Annotated in this window: 13 protein-coding genes; 6 read left to right on the top strand and 7 right to left on the bottom strand. The window is 52.1% G+C overall.

Annotation, left to right across the window (positions count from 1 at the left end; genetic code table 11):
• The first annotated feature begins 107 nt into the window (after positions 1-107).
• From EJE49_RS07155 to EJE49_RS07135, 5 genes are all read left to right on the top strand, one after another.
• Positions 108-1007: a LysR family transcriptional regulator gene (locus tag EJE49_RS07155; RefSeq protein WP_124949712.1), complete on the top strand. Its 900-nt coding sequence runs from the start codon at positions 108-110 to the stop codon at positions 1005-1007.
• Between the two features lie 97 nt (positions 1008-1104).
• A complete protein-coding gene (miaB, locus tag EJE49_RS07150) occupies positions 1105-2433 on the top strand; it encodes a tRNA (N6-isopentenyl adenosine(37)-C2)-methylthiotransferase MiaB (RefSeq protein WP_124949711.1) in 1329 nt (442 codons plus the stop codon).
• Positions 2433-3371 (top strand): PhoH family protein, encoded by a 939-nt coding sequence (locus tag EJE49_RS07145; protein ID WP_124949710.1) that lies wholly within the window; start codon positions 2433-2435, stop codon positions 3369-3371. The genes miaB and EJE49_RS07145 overlap by 1 nt, the downstream gene beginning before the upstream one ends.
• Positions 3346-3852, top strand: coding sequence for an rRNA maturation RNase YbeY (gene ybeY, locus EJE49_RS07140; protein ID WP_124949709.1), 507 nt, complete (start codon positions 3346-3348; stop codon positions 3850-3852). The genes EJE49_RS07145 and ybeY overlap by 26 nt, the downstream gene beginning before the upstream one ends.
• Positions 3845-4678, top strand: a complete 834-nt coding sequence (locus tag EJE49_RS07135) for a CorC family transporter (RefSeq protein WP_124949708.1) — start codon at positions 3845-3847, stop codon at positions 4676-4678. The genes ybeY and EJE49_RS07135 overlap by 8 nt, the downstream gene beginning before the upstream one ends.
• Positions 4679-4737: 59 nt before the next feature.
• On the opposite strand, the gene fba is transcribed toward EJE49_RS07135, so the two are convergent.
• The 7 genes from fba to EJE49_RS07100 all read right to left on the bottom strand — a co-directional run bounded on the left by fba (position 4738) and on the right by EJE49_RS07100 (position 13223).
• Positions 4738-5802, bottom strand: a complete 1065-nt coding sequence (gene fba, locus EJE49_RS07130) for a class II fructose-bisphosphate aldolase (RefSeq protein ID WP_124949707.1) — start codon at positions 5800-5802, stop codon at positions 4738-4740.
• Positions 5803-5833: 31 nt separating this feature from the next.
• Positions 5834-7276: a pyruvate kinase gene (gene pyk, locus EJE49_RS07125; RefSeq protein ID WP_124949706.1), complete on the bottom strand. Its 1443-nt coding sequence runs from the start codon at positions 7274-7276 to the stop codon at positions 5834-5836.
• Positions 7277-7335: 59 nt separating this feature from the next.
• Positions 7336-8520: a phosphoglycerate kinase gene (locus EJE49_RS07120; protein WP_124949705.1), complete on the bottom strand. Its 1185-nt coding sequence runs from the start codon at positions 8518-8520 to the stop codon at positions 7336-7338.
• Between the two features lie 128 nt (positions 8521-8648).
• On the bottom strand, positions 8649-9647 hold the full coding sequence (gene gap / locus EJE49_RS07115; RefSeq protein ID WP_124949704.1) for a type I glyceraldehyde-3-phosphate dehydrogenase: 999 nt from the start codon (positions 9645-9647) through the stop codon (positions 8649-8651).
• 83 nt (positions 9648-9730) lie between these two features.
• Positions 9731-11716, bottom strand: coding sequence for a transketolase (tkt, locus tag EJE49_RS07110; protein ID WP_124949703.1), 1986 nt, complete (start codon positions 11714-11716; stop codon positions 9731-9733).
• A 136-nt stretch (positions 11717-11852) separates the two neighbouring features.
• A complete protein-coding gene (locus EJE49_RS07105; protein WP_124949702.1) occupies positions 11853-12656 on the bottom strand; it encodes an inositol monophosphatase family protein in 804 nt (267 codons plus the stop codon).
• A gap of 9 nt (positions 12657-12665) precedes the next feature.
• Positions 12666-13223 carry a thioredoxin family protein gene (locus EJE49_RS07100; protein WP_124949701.1) on the bottom strand — a complete coding sequence of 186 codons (558 nt, stop codon included), beginning with the start codon at positions 13221-13223 and terminating at the stop codon, positions 12666-12668.
• A gap of 72 nt (positions 13224-13295) precedes the next feature.
• On the opposite strand from EJE49_RS07100, the gene EJE49_RS07095 reads away from it, so the two are divergent.
• Positions 13296-14021 (top strand): 16S rRNA (uracil(1498)-N(3))-methyltransferase, encoded by a 726-nt coding sequence (locus tag EJE49_RS07095; RefSeq protein WP_124949700.1) that lies wholly within the window; start codon positions 13296-13298, stop codon positions 14019-14021.
• Positions 14022-14076: the final 55 nt, after the last annotated feature.

Raw genomic sequence — 14076 nt, 5'->3', positions numbered from 1 at the left:
CAAGCAATTTTCTATTCCAAAAAATGAAATAATGGCAGATAAAATTTGGCATTGATCATTTTTGTTGCAATAATTGCTCGGCAATTATCGCGTTTCAGGAGTGTATTATGGATAAACTGCATTTGATGACGGTCTACGTTGCGGTGGCTGAGGCCCAGAGTTTTGCTGTGAGTGCGCGGCGATTAGGTATATCACCGCCATCAGTGACGCGGGCTATTGCCATGCTGGAACATGAGTTGGGGGTAAAGCTGTTAACCCGCACTACCCGTCATGTGCGGGTAACTGATGCAGGGCAGCGTTACCTTGACGATGCGCGGCGCATACTGGGTGCGGTGACTGAGGCAGATGAAGCTGCGGCGGGCATCAATGCTGAACCGCGTGGGCATTTGACGGTGACTGCGCCGAGCCTGTTTGGCAAGATGTTTGTGCTGCCTGGTATCGTTGAGTTTTTGCAGCGCCATCCAGCGATGGAGGTGTCGGCGCTCTTGCTGGACAGGGTGGTGAACATGCTGGAGGAAGGCGTTGATGTGGGGGTGAGGATAGGTGAACTGCCGGATTCGAGCATGACGGCGATTCGTGTCGGCCAGGTACGTCGCGTGGTCTGCGCCTCACCGTGCTATCTTCAGGCGCATGGCACGCCGCTTACCCCGGACGCACTGTTGCAACATCGCATTATCAATACCAACAATATGGGTGCCGGGTGTGAATGGAAGTTTGGGCATGCGACCAATGCAATGACTGTGCATGTCAGGCCGAGATTGTCAGTTACCACCAATGATGCTGCCATAGAAGCGGCCATGCAAGGCTTTGGCATAGCGCGCATTTTGTCTTATCAGGTTGCGGGCTTGTTTGAGACGGGTGTATTAGCGCCAGTGTTGAGTGACTATGAGCCGCCGGCGATGCCTATTCATGTGATTTACCGGGAGGGGCGGCATGCATCAGCTAAAGTCAGGACTTTTGTCGATATGATGGTGATGCGGTTGCAAGATGACAGCACGTTGCACTGAGCTACGTCGGCCGTCAGCCTTATTCGCCGATGGTGCGTAAAAATGCTAAAATGCAGGGTGTTAAATTTAGCATTTTAGTGTTCGCTGTACGGCGTATATTGTGAAAAAAATCTATATCAAGACGTTTGGCTGCCAGATGAACGAGTATGACTCGGACAAGATGGCAGATGTGATGCACGCATCTGAAGGCTTGACGCCTACGGATGACCCGGCTGAGGCCGATGTGATTCTGTTCAACACCTGTTCAGTGCGTGAAAAAGCGCAGGAGAAAGTGTTTTCAGATCTGGGGCGGGTGCGCGAGTTGAAACTGGCGAATCCTGACCTGATCATTGGTGTTGGCGGCTGTGTTGCCAGTCAGGAAGGCGCGACCATTATTTCGCGCGCGCCTTATGTAGACGTGGTATTCGGTCCGCAAACCTTGCATCGCTTACCTGAGCTGATCGCCAAACGCCGTGCCAGTGGCCGTGCGCAGATGGATATTTCCTTTCCGGAAATTGAAAAATTCGATCATTTGCCGGCGGCTAAGGTCGACGGCGCGGCAGCCTATGTGTCGATCATGGAAGGTTGTTCAAAATACTGTTCGTTCTGTGTCGTGCCATATACGCGCGGCGAAGAAGTGTCACGACCGTTTGATGATATTTTGACCGAAATTGCCGGCCTGACTGCGCAAGGTGTGAAGGAAGTCAATCTGCTTGGACAGAATGTGAATGCCTATCGCGGCCAGATGGCGGATGGGGAAATGGCGGATTTTGCGCTGTTGCTGGAATACATCCACGAGATGCCGGGTATTGAACGTTTGCGTTACACCACCAGCCACCCGCGCGAATTTACACCACGCCTGATCGATAGTTATGCGCGGCTGCCCAAGCTGGTTTCGCTGTTGCATTTGCCGGTACAGTCGGGCTCGGATCGTATCCTGGCGGCGATGAAGCGCGGTTACACAGCGCTGGAATACAAGTCGATTATTCGCCGGTTACGCGAAGTACGGCCTGATCTTGTGGTATCGTCAGATTTTATCATTGGCTTTCCGGGTGAAACGGATGCGGATTTTGAGGCGACCATGGAGCTGATTGCAGCGGTCGGGTTTGATAATTCCTACAGCTTTATTTACAGCAAACGTCCCGGTACGCCGGCTGCGGACTTGCCTGATGACGTGCCGCACAGCGTGAAACAGGCGCGGCTGGCGCGCGTGCAGGCCGCTATCGAAGCATATACCCATGAAGTCAGCCAGGCTATGCTGGGCACTGAACAGCGCGTGCTGGTAACCGGGATAGCTACTAAGGATAGCTCCGAATTAAGTGGTCGAACCGATAATAACCGTGGCGTGCATTTCCCGGGTCATTCGCGCCTGGTTGGGCAATTTGTAACCGTGAAGATTACGCACGCTAAAACACATAGTTTGCGCGGCGAACTGGTGCTGCACTAATGGAAGTGACATTTTCTCCTGTAGATAATATCAAGCTGGCGAATCTGTGCGGTACGCTGGAAGAAAATTTGCGCCAGATCGAGATTGCGCTGGATGTCACGATTAATCGGCGAGGTGAGCATTTCCATATTACCGGTAAAACTATTCCCATGCGCCGCGCGGCCAGCTTGCTGGAGAGTTTTTACCGCAAGGCGGCTGAGCCGGTTAATGTGGAAGATATTCAGCTGGCACTGGTAGAAGTGCAACATCAGCAGGATCTGGCAGGTAGCGACAATGCCCCTGCCCTGCTCACCCGGCGCAGTGATTTGCGCGGACGCACACCACGGCAAAATACTTATCTGACGCAAATTCAGGCGCATGACATTACCTTTGGCGTTGGGCCGGCCGGTACTGGTAAGACATATCTGGCAGTAGCCAGCGCAGTGGATGCCCTCGAGCGCGATCTGGTAAAACGCATTATTCTTACCCGTCCTGCAGTTGAGGCAGGTGAACGACTGGGCTTTTTGCCCGGTGATCTGGCACAAAAGATCGATCCCTATTTGCGACCGTTGTATGATGCGCTATATGATCTGATGGGTTCCGATAAAATGGGCAAATTATTTGAACGAGGCACGATAGAAATCGCACCGCTGGCTTACATGCGCGGGCGTACCCTCAATCAGGCGTTCATCATTCTGGATGAAGCGCAAAACACTACCCCCGAACAGATGAAGATGTTCCTGACCCGTATCGGCTTTGGTTCCAAAGCCGTGGTTACTGGCGACGTGACTCAGGTCGACCTGGCGCGCCACCAGAAAAGCGGATTAGTCGATGCCAGCGAAGTGCTGCAGGACGTCCGTGGTATTGCATTTACTCATTTCCAATCCGAAGATGTGGTGCGCCATCCATTGGTCGCTCGCATCGTTAACGCATATGAAAAACGTGACCAAGCCCGCTGAACCCTCCCCCCGAAGTCGTATCCCGCAACCGCGCTTAACCATTTCGGTACAGCGCGCGATGCGGGCCAATGACGCACCTAGTCGTACCCAGATCATCCAGTTTGCGCGTGCCGCGCTGGAACGTGATGCTGAAATTACCATTCGTATTGTTAACGAAGCTGAAGGTAAACAGCTTAACCATGACTTCCGTCATAAAGATTATGCTACCAATGTGCTATCGTTTGTTTATGAAACCGAGCCTATGGTGCATGGAGATCTAGTGCTATGCGCGCCGGTCGTGACGCGTGAGGCATTGGAACAGGGAAAATCCCCACTTGCGCATTATGCGCACCTAATTGTGCACGGGGTGATGCATTTACATGGCTATGATCATGAAAATGATGCGGATGCCAGTGTAATGGAAGCGCGCGAAATTGAAATTGTCACGCTGCTGGGATTTGCTAATCCCTATTTAGAAATGGAGTCGCTGCAACATGGATGAGCCATCTAAACTAAGCTGGTTTGAACGGTTAGGCGCTTTGCTTACGCATGAGCCGGAAACACGTGATGAGCTGCTGGATATACTGCAAGGCGCTTATCAGCATAATTTGCTCGATTCCGATGCGTTGGCGATGATAGAAGGTGTATTGCAAGTCTCGGAAATTCAGGTGCGCGATATCATGATTCCGCGTGCACAAATGGACGTGATTGATATCAATGACCCGCCTGAAGTGTTTATTCCAGTAGTGATCGACACCGCTCACTCGCGCTTTCCGGTGTTTGATAAAAACAAAGACGACATCATCGGCATTTTGCTGGCCAAGGACCTGCTTCGTTATTACGCCGAGTCCAGCTTCCATGTACGCGAAATGTTGCGCCCGGCGGTTTTTATTCCAGAATCCAAGCGCCTGAATGTGCTGTTGAAAGAGTTTCGTGCCAGCCGTAATCATATGGCGATCGTGGTTGACGAATATGGCGGCGTGGCCGGGCTGGTGACGATTGAAGACGTGCTGGAACAGATCGTCGGTGATATTGAAGACGAGTATGACTTTGATGAAACTGAAGATAATATTATCCAGGACAAAGGCGGACGTTTCCGCGTCAAGGCAGTGACTGAGATTGCCGATTTCAATGAGGTCATGGGCACCGAGTTGGATGATACCGACTACGACACTATTGCGGGGCTGGTGGTAAACCGTTTCGGTCATCTGCCAAAACGTGGTGAAACCATAATGTTTGATGGCTTGAAATTCGAAGTGTTGCGCGCGGATACACGACGCGTACACACGTTGCTGGTGGAAAAAAAGGCACCCATCGAAGCTGTTTAACGTATTTTGTTCAATAAAAAAGGCAGCCGAGGCTGCCTTTTTTATTGGGTAAAGCTGGATTACTTGATAATCGCAGCCAATTCGCCTTTAGCGTATTTAGCGGCCATCTTTTCCAGATCAACCGGCTTGATTTTGCTAGCCTGACCAGCAGAACCGAAAGCTTCATAACGCAATCTGCAAATTTCCTGCATAGCTTTTGTAGAAGCAATCAGGAATTTACGTGGATCGAATTCTGAACGGTTTTCCGCCAGGAATTTACGCACTGCACCGGTAGAAGCCATACGCAGGTCGGTATCGATGTTAACTTTACGCACACCGTGCTTGATACCTTCAACGATTTCTTCAACTGGCACGCCATAAGTTTCGCCCATGTCGCCGCCGAAATCGTTAATGATTTTCAGCCATTCCTGTGGCACGGAAGAAGAACCGTGCATTACTAGGTGGGTGTTAGGGATGCGCGCATGGATTTCCTTGATGCGGCTGATCGCCAGAATGTCGCCCGTAGGTGGACGGGTGAATTTGTACGCGCCGTGCGATGTGCCGATAGCGATAGCCAGAGCATCTACGCCGGTTTTCTTGACGAAATCCGCAGCTTCTTCCGGATCGGTTAATAGTTGTGAATGATCAAGCACGCCTTCAGCGCCCTGGCCATCTTCTTCACCGGCCATGCCGGTTTCCAAAGAACCCAGACAACCTAATTCACCTTCGACGGATACGCCGACAGAATGGGCGATTTCAACAACCTTACGGGTGATTTCAACGTTGTATTCGTAGGTAGCTGGTGTCTTGCCATCTTCTTGCAATGAACCATCCATCATCACTGAGGAGAAACCGTCAGTGATGGAGCGTACGCAAACTGGCATGCTGGCACCGTGATCCTGGTGCATGACAACAGGAATGTGTGGATAGGCTTCAACAGCAGCAGTAATCAGGTGGCGCAAGAAGCTTGCACCTGCGTATTTGCGGGCACCAGCCGAAGCTTGCATGATAACAGGGCTGCCGCATGCATCGGCTGCTTGCATGATAGCGTGCACTTGCTCTAGGTTGTTAACGTTGAAAGCCGGTAAACCGTAACCGTTTTCAGCTGCATGGTCCAGCAATTGACGTAATGAAACGAGTGCCATGGTGATCTCCTTGGTAAGTAAATTAAATGAATTAGTTGGTACGGTGTTTGTATTCGCCCACTTTTACAATTTTCATGGTGTTGGTACCACCAGCTTCACCGATAGGCTCGCCGATGGTGAGTACTATCAGATCGCCTTCACGTACTGCGCCACGGCGGCGGAGTTCTTCCTCCGCTTCGATCAGCAGGGCGTCACGATCTTTGGAATCAACTTTGAAATTGATAGGGTAAACGCCGCGGTATAAGGTTACTTTGCGACGGGTAGAAACTTCTGGTGTCAGTGCGTAGATAGGCACCGCAGTACTGATGCGTGACATCCATAAGCAGGTTGAGCCGGATTGGGTTAATGCGGCAATCGCCTTTACATTGTCCAGATGGGTTGCTGTGAAAATCGCAGCCAACGCCACGGATTCATCGGCACGGGAAACGGCCTGGTCGAGTTTGTTACTGCTAAATTCCTGTTCCTGATCCTTTTCGGCTTCAATACACACACGATGCATTGCAGCAATGGCTTCAACCGGGTACAGGCCAGCTGCAGTTTCTGCAGAAAGCATTACCGCGTCGGTACCATCCAGTACAGCATTGGCAACGTCGGAAACTTCCGCGCGGGTTGGAATCGGATTCTGAATCATCGATTCCATCATTTGCGTGGCAGTAATGACAGGTTTGTTGTGTTTGCTGGCGATGCGGATCATTCTTTTCTGCAGTGCTGGTACCGCAGCATCGCCGACTTCCACGCCCAGGTCGCCACGCGCTACCATGATGGCATCCGATGCCATGACGATTTCTTCCAGCGCTTCGATAGCTTCGGCACGCTCGATTTTGGCAACCAGCATGCCATGACCACCGGCTTCTTTCAGCAGTCGGCGTGCCAGGTGCATGTCGTCCGCTGAGCGCGGGAATGAGATGGCAATGTAATCAGCCTGCAGTGCAGCTGCTGTTTTCAGGTCTTCCATGTCTTTTTCGGTCAATGCCGCTGCAGACAGGCCGCCACCTTTACGGTTAATGCCCTTGTTGTTGGAGAGCACGCCACCCTGGATGACTTTACAGATAATTTCTGCGCCTTTGACTTCTTCAACCCACATTTCGATGCGGCCGTCGTCGAGTAGCAACGTTGCGCCACGTTCCAGATCCTTAGGCAGATCTTTGTAGTCGAGGCCAACGCGTTCCTGGTTACCCAGTGTGCAATTGGCATCGAGGATGAACTGATCGCCAGCTGCCAGTGTGATTTTGGTGTCGGCAAATTTGCCTACGCGAATTTTAGGACCTTGCAGATCGGCTAAAACGCCGATGGCGCGGCCACGCGCGCGCGCTAAAGAACGTACCAGTTCAGCGCGGTCGATATGGTCTTGAGCAGTACCGTGCGAGAAGTTCAGACGGACTACATCCAGTCCGGCTTCCATCATTTTATCTAAAACTTTTGCATCGTTAGACGATGGGCCTAATGTGGCGACAATTTTGGTTCTGCGTATCATTGACTATTTACCGGTTTGTGACTCAACGAAAATGGGTGCCAGTGCACCCATGATCCTGCTTATTTTGCTGCTGCACGTTGTTCCAGAATTTCTACGGCCGGAAGCTTTTTGCCTTCGAGGAATTCAAGGAAGGCACCACCAGCGGTAGAAATATAAGACACTTTATCGTAAATGTCATATTTTTGGATTGCAGCAATGGTATCGCCGCCGCCAGCCAGCGTGAATGCACTGGTGTTGGCGATAGCGTCGGCGATGGTTTTGGTGCCGGCGCCGAACTGATCGAACTCAAATACACCTACCGGGCCGTTCCATACTACGGTGCCGGCCTTCATGATGATGTCGGCCAGTTCTTGTGCTGACTTAGGACCGATATCGAAAATCATGTCGTCATCTTCAACGTTGCCGGCATCTTTTAATACAGCAGGCTCATTAGCGTCGAATTTCTTGCCGCAAACTACGTCTACAGCAACTGGGATGGTTGCGCCGCGCGCGGTCATTTTTGTCATCAGCGCTTGTGCTACTGGTACCAGATCATCTTCGCACAGTGATTTACCCACGTTCTTGCCAGTCGCTTTGATAAAGGTGTTGGCAATACCACCACCCACTACCATTTGGTCAACTTTTTCTGATAATGCTTCAAGCACGGTCAGCTTGGTAGATACCTTGGAGCCGCCAACAATGGCAACCATAGGGCGTGCCGGGCTCAACAGGGCTTTGGTCAATGCCTCAAGCTCTTCCGTCAACAGGATGCCGGCCGCTGCTATTGGTGCGAATTTGGCAACGCCATGAGTTGAAGCTTCTGCGCGGTGGGCCGTACCGAATGCATCCATCACAAACACATCGCATAACGCGGCGTATTTCTGTGCGGTTTCATCCAGGTTTTTCTTTTCGCCAATATTGAAGCGCACGTTTTCGAGCAATACCAGTTCGCCTTCGGCAACATCAAAACCGCCATTGATCCAGTCTTTGATCAGGCGTACTGGCTTACCCAGTTTTGCAGCCAACACATCGGCTACTGGCTTCAGCGAATTCTCTTCAGAATATTCACCTTCGGTCGGGCGACCCAGATGGGACGTTACCATTACCTTGGCGCCGGCTTTCAAGCAGTACTCAATGGTACGCATGGATGCAGTGATGCGTGCATCGGAAGTAACTTTGCCGTCTTTAACTGGCACGTTCATATCTGCACGGATAAAAACGCGTTTACCTTTGAGGTCGAGATCAGTAACTCGGATGACAGCCATATTGTATTCTCCAGATTAAAAGTAAGGTTTAAGGGTTGGCGCAGGCCAGTCCTTAAAGCTCACGGTGCTAAGTGATAAACGGCAGGTAGGTCGTAAGACCCTACCCACCGTCCATTATAGCCAGCTAATTACTTAGCTACAGTTTCTACAACGCGCAACATGTTGCAGGTATAACCGTATTCGTTGTCGTACCAGGCAACTACCTTAACAAAGGTAGAGTCCAGTGCCATACCGGCTTCAGCATCGAAGATGGATGGGCATGTGTTGCCACGGAAGTCAGTAGAAACAACCTTGTCTGCGGTGTAACCCAGCACACCTTTCATGGAGCCTTCAGAAGCAGCCTTCATGGCAGCGCAGATCTGCTCGTATGTGGTTTCCTTGATCAGTTCTACGGTCAAGTCAACTACTGATACGTCAGAAGTTGGTACACGGAATGCCATGCCAGTCAGCTTCTTGTTCAGCTCAGGAATTACCACGCCTACGGCCTTAGCAGCGCCGGTAGAAGATGGAATGATGTTTTCCAGAATACCACGACCACCACGCCAGTCTTTGCTGGATGGGCCGTCAACAGTTTTCTGGGTAGCTGTAGCCGCATGCACTGTGCTCATCAGACCGCGCTTGATACCGAAATTGTCGTTCAGTACTTTAGCAACAGGTGCCAGGCAGTTGGTGGTGCAGGAAGCAGCAGAAACAATTGCTTCGCCAGCATAAGTCTCGTGGTTAACACCGTAAACGAACATTGGGGTGTCATCTTTGGACGGTGCGCTTTGTACCACTTTCTTCGCGCCAGCGTTGATGTGTGCCTGGCAAGACTCTTTGGTCAGGAAGAAACCGGTAGATTCGATGATGATGTCTGCGCCGACTTCATTCCACTTCAGATTGGAAGGGTCACGTTCAGCGCTCAGGCGGATTTTTTTGCCGTTCACGATCATGTTGTTGCCTTCTACGGACACATCGCCATTGAAACGGCCATGTACGGAATCGTATTTGAGCATGTATGCCAAATATTCCGGGTCAAGCAAGTCGTTGATAGCGACCACTTCAATATTCGGGAAATCCTTGGCGATAGCACGGAATGCCATACGGCCAATACGGCCAAAGCCGTTAATACCAACTTTAATTGCCATTGTTGCTGCTCCTTAGCGATAAAAAAACGGTAGCTGCCATCATCACAGCGCGGAAGCGCGCTGTGATGATGGTTTATGCTGAATTACAATACGCCTTTGACGGTGTTCACCACGTTGTCGACGGTGAAGCCAAAGTGCTTGAACAGTTCGGGTGCTGGTGCTGATTCGCCAAATGTATCCATACCAACCACAGCGCCTTCCAGGCCGACATATTTGCGCCAGAAGTCGGAAACACCGGCTTCGATCGCGACACGCACGATGCCTTTAGGCAATACGCTGGCTTTATAAGCAGCATCCTGACGATCAAATACGTTGGTCGATGGCATGGAGACCACGCGAGCAGCGATGCCTTGTTCAGCCAGTGCAGCTTGAGCATTTACAGCCAGTTCTATTTCAGAACCGGTGGAGATCAGAACTACTTTAGGGTTGGCAACATCTTTGAGCACATAACCACCGCGGGCAACGTTAGCGATAGTCGCTTCGTCACGTGCCATAAATGGCAGGTTCTGACGGCTCAGGATTAGGCTGGTTGGTCCAGTGGTGCGGCCAACACCGTTACCCCAGGCAACAATGGTTTCCAGGGTGTCGCAAGGACGCCATACATCCATGTTCGGGATCATGCGTAAGGTAGAGGTCTGCTCAACCGGTTGATGGGTCGGGCCGTCTTCACCTAGGCCGATGGAGTCGTGAGTGAATACATAGATCACGCGTTTCTTCATCAGTGCGGACATGCGCAGTGCATTGCGTGCATATTCCGAGAACATCAGGAAGGTGCCGCCGAATGGCAACAGGCCGCCGTGCAGGGACATGCCGTTCATGATATGGCTCATGCCGAACTCGCGCACGCCGTAAGAGATGTAGTTACCGACCTTCTTGCCATGAACATGGTGGCAACCTGTCCAGTTGGTCAGGTTGGAACCCGTCAAGTCAGCAGAGCCGCCCAGGAATTCAGGCAGCGCTGGAGCCAGTGCGTTGATTGCAATTTGCGATGCTTTGCGTGTGGCAACGGTTTCTGCTTTGGCATTGATGGTAGCAATTGCGTTGGCCAGGAACTCGTTCCAGTTGGCTGGCAATTCACCTGCCATGCGGCGGGTGAATTCGGCAGCTTCGGCTGGATAGGCTGCAGCGTATTCTGCGAATTTGTTGTTCCACAGGCTTTCCAGTCCGGCGCCCTTGGTTTTTGCATCCCAGCCTTCGTAGACGTCAGCAGGGATTTCAAATGGAGCGTGATTCCAGCCAAGATTTTTACGGGTGTCAGCGATTTCTTGCGCGCCCAGTGCTGCACCGTGGACGTCGTGAGTGCCTTCCTTGTTAGGAGAGCCTTTACCGATGATGGTTTTGCAGCAAATCATGGTTGGCTTGTCGGTAACGGCTTTGGCAGCTTGTACAGCGGCTTCAATCGCTTCCGCGTTATGGCCATCCACTCCGGCAATGACGTGCCAGCCGTAGGACTCAAAGCGCTTAGGCGTGTCGTCGGTAAACCAGCCTTCAACGTGACCGTCGATGGAAATGCCGTTGTCATCCCAGAATGCAATCAATTTGCCCAGACCCCAGGTGCCAGCCAGTGCGCAAGCTTCATGGGAAATACCTTCCATCAGGCAACCGTCGCCGAGGAATACGTAAGTGTGGTGATTAACAATTTCGTGGTCAGGTTTGTTGAATTCAGCAGCCAGCAGCTTTTCTGCCATTGCCATACCAACCGCGTTGGTAATACCCTGGCCTAATGGGCCGGTGGTGGTTTCAACACCAGGGGTATAGCCCAGTTCCGGGTGACCAGGGGTCTTGGAATGCAATTGGCGGAAGTTTTTCAATTCTTCGATCGGCAAATCGTAACCGGTTAAATGCAGTAACGCATAAATCAGCATGGAGCCATGGCCATTGGACAGCACGAAGCGGTCACGGTCAGCCCAGTGTGGATTGATCGGGTTGTGGCGCAGGTGATGGTTCCACACTACTTCCGCGATTTCGGCCATGCCCATAGGCGCACCAGGATGGCCTGATTTGGCTTTTTCCACGGCATCCATAGCTAGCGCGCGGATGGCGTTTGCGAGTTCGTTACGAGTTGCCATTGCTTTTTCCTTAGAAAATAAATAAATGAGGTAGCGCTGAGAAGCTGAAAGTTCCCGATTATCGCCGACATGGCAAATTTCGGCAAGTATACTGAGCGCCTAAATTCATCGGCGCCCGTAAAAATAGTGTGCTAATTCAAACGTTAGGCGCTGGTTTGAGGTTGGCCTGTTTGATCCATTCATGCCACTCTGTAAACAGGTCGCTGCCGAGCGCTGCTATGACCGAGCGCTGCCAAGGGCTGTCAGCCCAGAAATCATCATGGGTCAGCGTGCAGCAATGCCCCCCTGCCTCTTCCATGATCAGGCATCCTGCAGCGTAATCCCACAGTTTTTGTCCGCCGTGCAGGTAGACATCAAACCGGCCGGCCGCGACATAGCACCAATCCAGCGTGCTCGCGCCAAAATTGCGCTGCGACGTGTAGGGCGGATGCAGGGCGATTTGCGCGGTAATATTGTCATTGATGCGTTTCAATTCAACGGCAGCCAGGCTGTGGCGCAAGTCAGGAGCGCGCGTACGGATGGGCAGGCTTTCGCCATTGAGAAAGGCGCCTTTGCCGCGTTCAGCATAAAAAACCTCGTCGGCAACCGGATCGTAAATCACTCCCAGCTCGCTGCGGCCATTACGCATCAGCGCGACGGAGATGCCGAAATAGGGAATACCGTTAACGAAATTGGAGGTGCCGTCGATCGGGTCGATGCACCATAAACCTTCGCTACCCGCTTCCCACTGCTGGATTTGCTCGTCCTCGGTCATCTCTTCACCCAATACCGGGTAAGGCGCGAGTTTGCGCAACTCGGTGGTGAGTGCGTGCTGGCAGGCTAAATCCGCCTCGGTACACATACTACCATCGGTTTTATGGCTGTGTGCGACCTTGAGATAGCGCGGCATGACTTCGGTCTGAGCAACCTGTTTGACGATTGCGATAACTTGATTAAGCATAGCTGGGCGTTAGTCTTTCCATTTAATCGAACAACCCATGCTGGGGATTTGCTCTAGCGGGCCTTTTTGGGTGGTGGCGACCATTTTCATGGCTTCAAACAGGTCGCGTGGCACCCCTTCCGGCGCGGTTTCTTTGCGCGATGCGTCAAATCGGCCACGATATTGCAACTCGCCTGCGCGGTTAAAGCCAAAAAAGTCCGGTGTGCATACCGCATCGTAACTGCGGGCAACGGCCTGCGTTTCATCGAAAACGTAGGGAAATGGAAAATCGAATTCATCTGCCACTTTGATCATGTTGTCGAATGAGTCTTCGGCGTAATCTGCCGGATCGTTGGACATGATGGCTATGCTGTTAATACCGTGCTGGTCGCGCAATTCGCGGCAATCGCGCACCAGGCGCGGCCGGATTGATTGCACGTAAGGGCAGTGATTGCAGATAAACATGACCAGCAGGCCATTTGGACCCATGGCGGATGAGAGGGAATAACGTTTGCCGTCGATGCCGGGTAAATCGAAATCGGGGGCTTGCCAGCCGAATTGGCAAACCGGGGTTTGTAAACTGACCATTTCTGCTCCGCTGAAAAATCTGATTAATTACGGGTTATCATACCATGTAAGCTCATTCTGGATCATGTTGATATGCCGCGTTTTTACATTCCCTACCCCCCTGTTAGCGGTACGTTACTGAAGCTGCCGGAAGCAGCTGCGCATCATGCCGCACGTGTGTTGCGCCTGAGTGTAGGTGATGTTGTCGCGTTATTTGACGGCTCAGGTTGTGAGTGGGTGGCGAGCATCCATTACATAGATAAACGTGATGTTGAAGTCATGGTGGATAAGCATCTGGAAATCAGCCGCGAATCATCGTTGTCGGTGACGCTGGTGCAGGGTATTTCCAGCGGCGACCGTATGGATTATACCTTGCAGAAAGCCGTGGAGCTGGGTGTGGCGCATATCCAGCCATTGGCGTGTGCGCGCAGTGTGGTCAAGCTGGCCGGTGAGCGTGCAGATAAGCGCCGCAGCCATTGGCAAAATCTGGTGATCGCGGCATGTGAGCAGTGCGGACGTAACCTGGTGCCGGAGGTGGCTGCGGTGGAGTCTCCGTCAGCCTGGCTGAATAAGCCGTCTGCCGCGTCATTGCGCATCATGTTTGCGCCGGACGCCGATGCCACTTTGCATACCTTGACTAAACCGGCATCCAGCGTAGAAATTCTGGCGGGGCCTGAAGGCGGCTTTAATGCGGAAGAACATCGCCTGGCTATAGCCGCCGGTTTTGTCCCGGTGCGACTAGGGCCACGGGTGTTGCGTACCGAGACTGCCGCACTGGCGGCGCTGAGTGCGATGCAGGTGCTGTGGGGCGATTTTTAAGCTGTTTTATTTTTGGTATACACTGTGACTTTCCCGGGAAAAATCGCCTAATAAT

It is taken from the genome of Sulfuriferula thiophila, assembly GCF_003864975.1.
Taxonomy (GTDB): domain Bacteria; phylum Pseudomonadota; class Gammaproteobacteria; order Burkholderiales; family Sulfuriferulaceae; genus Sulfuriferula; species Sulfuriferula thiophila.
Note: the sequence above shows the minus strand (reverse complement) of the source record. Positions and strands in the feature narration are given on the sequence as shown.

Coding starts and splice junctions, on each gene's coding strand:
- EJE49_RS07155 (WP_124949712.1), top strand. CDS start 108: ATGGATAAACTGCATTTGATGACGGTCTACGTTGCGGTGGCTGAGGCC.
- EJE49_RS07145 (WP_124949710.1), top strand. CDS start 2,433: ATGGAAGTGACATTTTCTCCTGTAGATAATATCAAGCTGGCGAATCTG.
- ybeY (WP_124949709.1), top strand. CDS start 3,346: ATGAAAAACGTGACCAAGCCCGCTGAACCCTCCCCCCGAAGTCGTATC.
- EJE49_RS07135 (WP_124949708.1), top strand. CDS start 3,845: ATGGATGAGCCATCTAAACTAAGCTGGTTTGAACGGTTAGGCGCTTTG.
- fba (WP_124949707.1), bottom strand. CDS start 5,802: ATGGCACTCGTTTCATTACGTCAATTGCTGGACCATGCAGCTGAAAAC.
- pyk (WP_124949706.1), bottom strand. CDS start 7,276: ATGATACGCAGAACCAAAATTGTCGCCACATTAGGCCCATCGTCTAAC.
- EJE49_RS07120 (WP_124949705.1), bottom strand. CDS start 8,520: ATGGCTGTCATCCGAGTTACTGATCTCGACCTCAAAGGTAAACGCGTT.
- gap (WP_124949704.1), bottom strand. CDS start 9,647: ATGGCAATTAAAGTTGGTATTAACGGCTTTGGCCGTATTGGCCGTATG.
- tkt (WP_124949703.1), bottom strand. CDS start 11,716: ATGGCAACTCGTAACGAACTCGCAAACGCCATCCGCGCGCTAGCTATG.
- EJE49_RS07105 (WP_124949702.1), bottom strand. CDS start 12,656: ATGCTTAATCAAGTTATCGCAATCGTCAAACAGGTTGCTCAGACCGAA.
- EJE49_RS07100 (WP_124949701.1), bottom strand. CDS start 13,223: ATGGTCAGTTTACAAACCCCGGTTTGCCAATTCGGCTGGCAAGCCCCC.
- EJE49_RS07095 (WP_124949700.1), top strand. CDS start 13,296: ATGCCGCGTTTTTACATTCCCTACCCCCCTGTTAGCGGTACGTTACTG.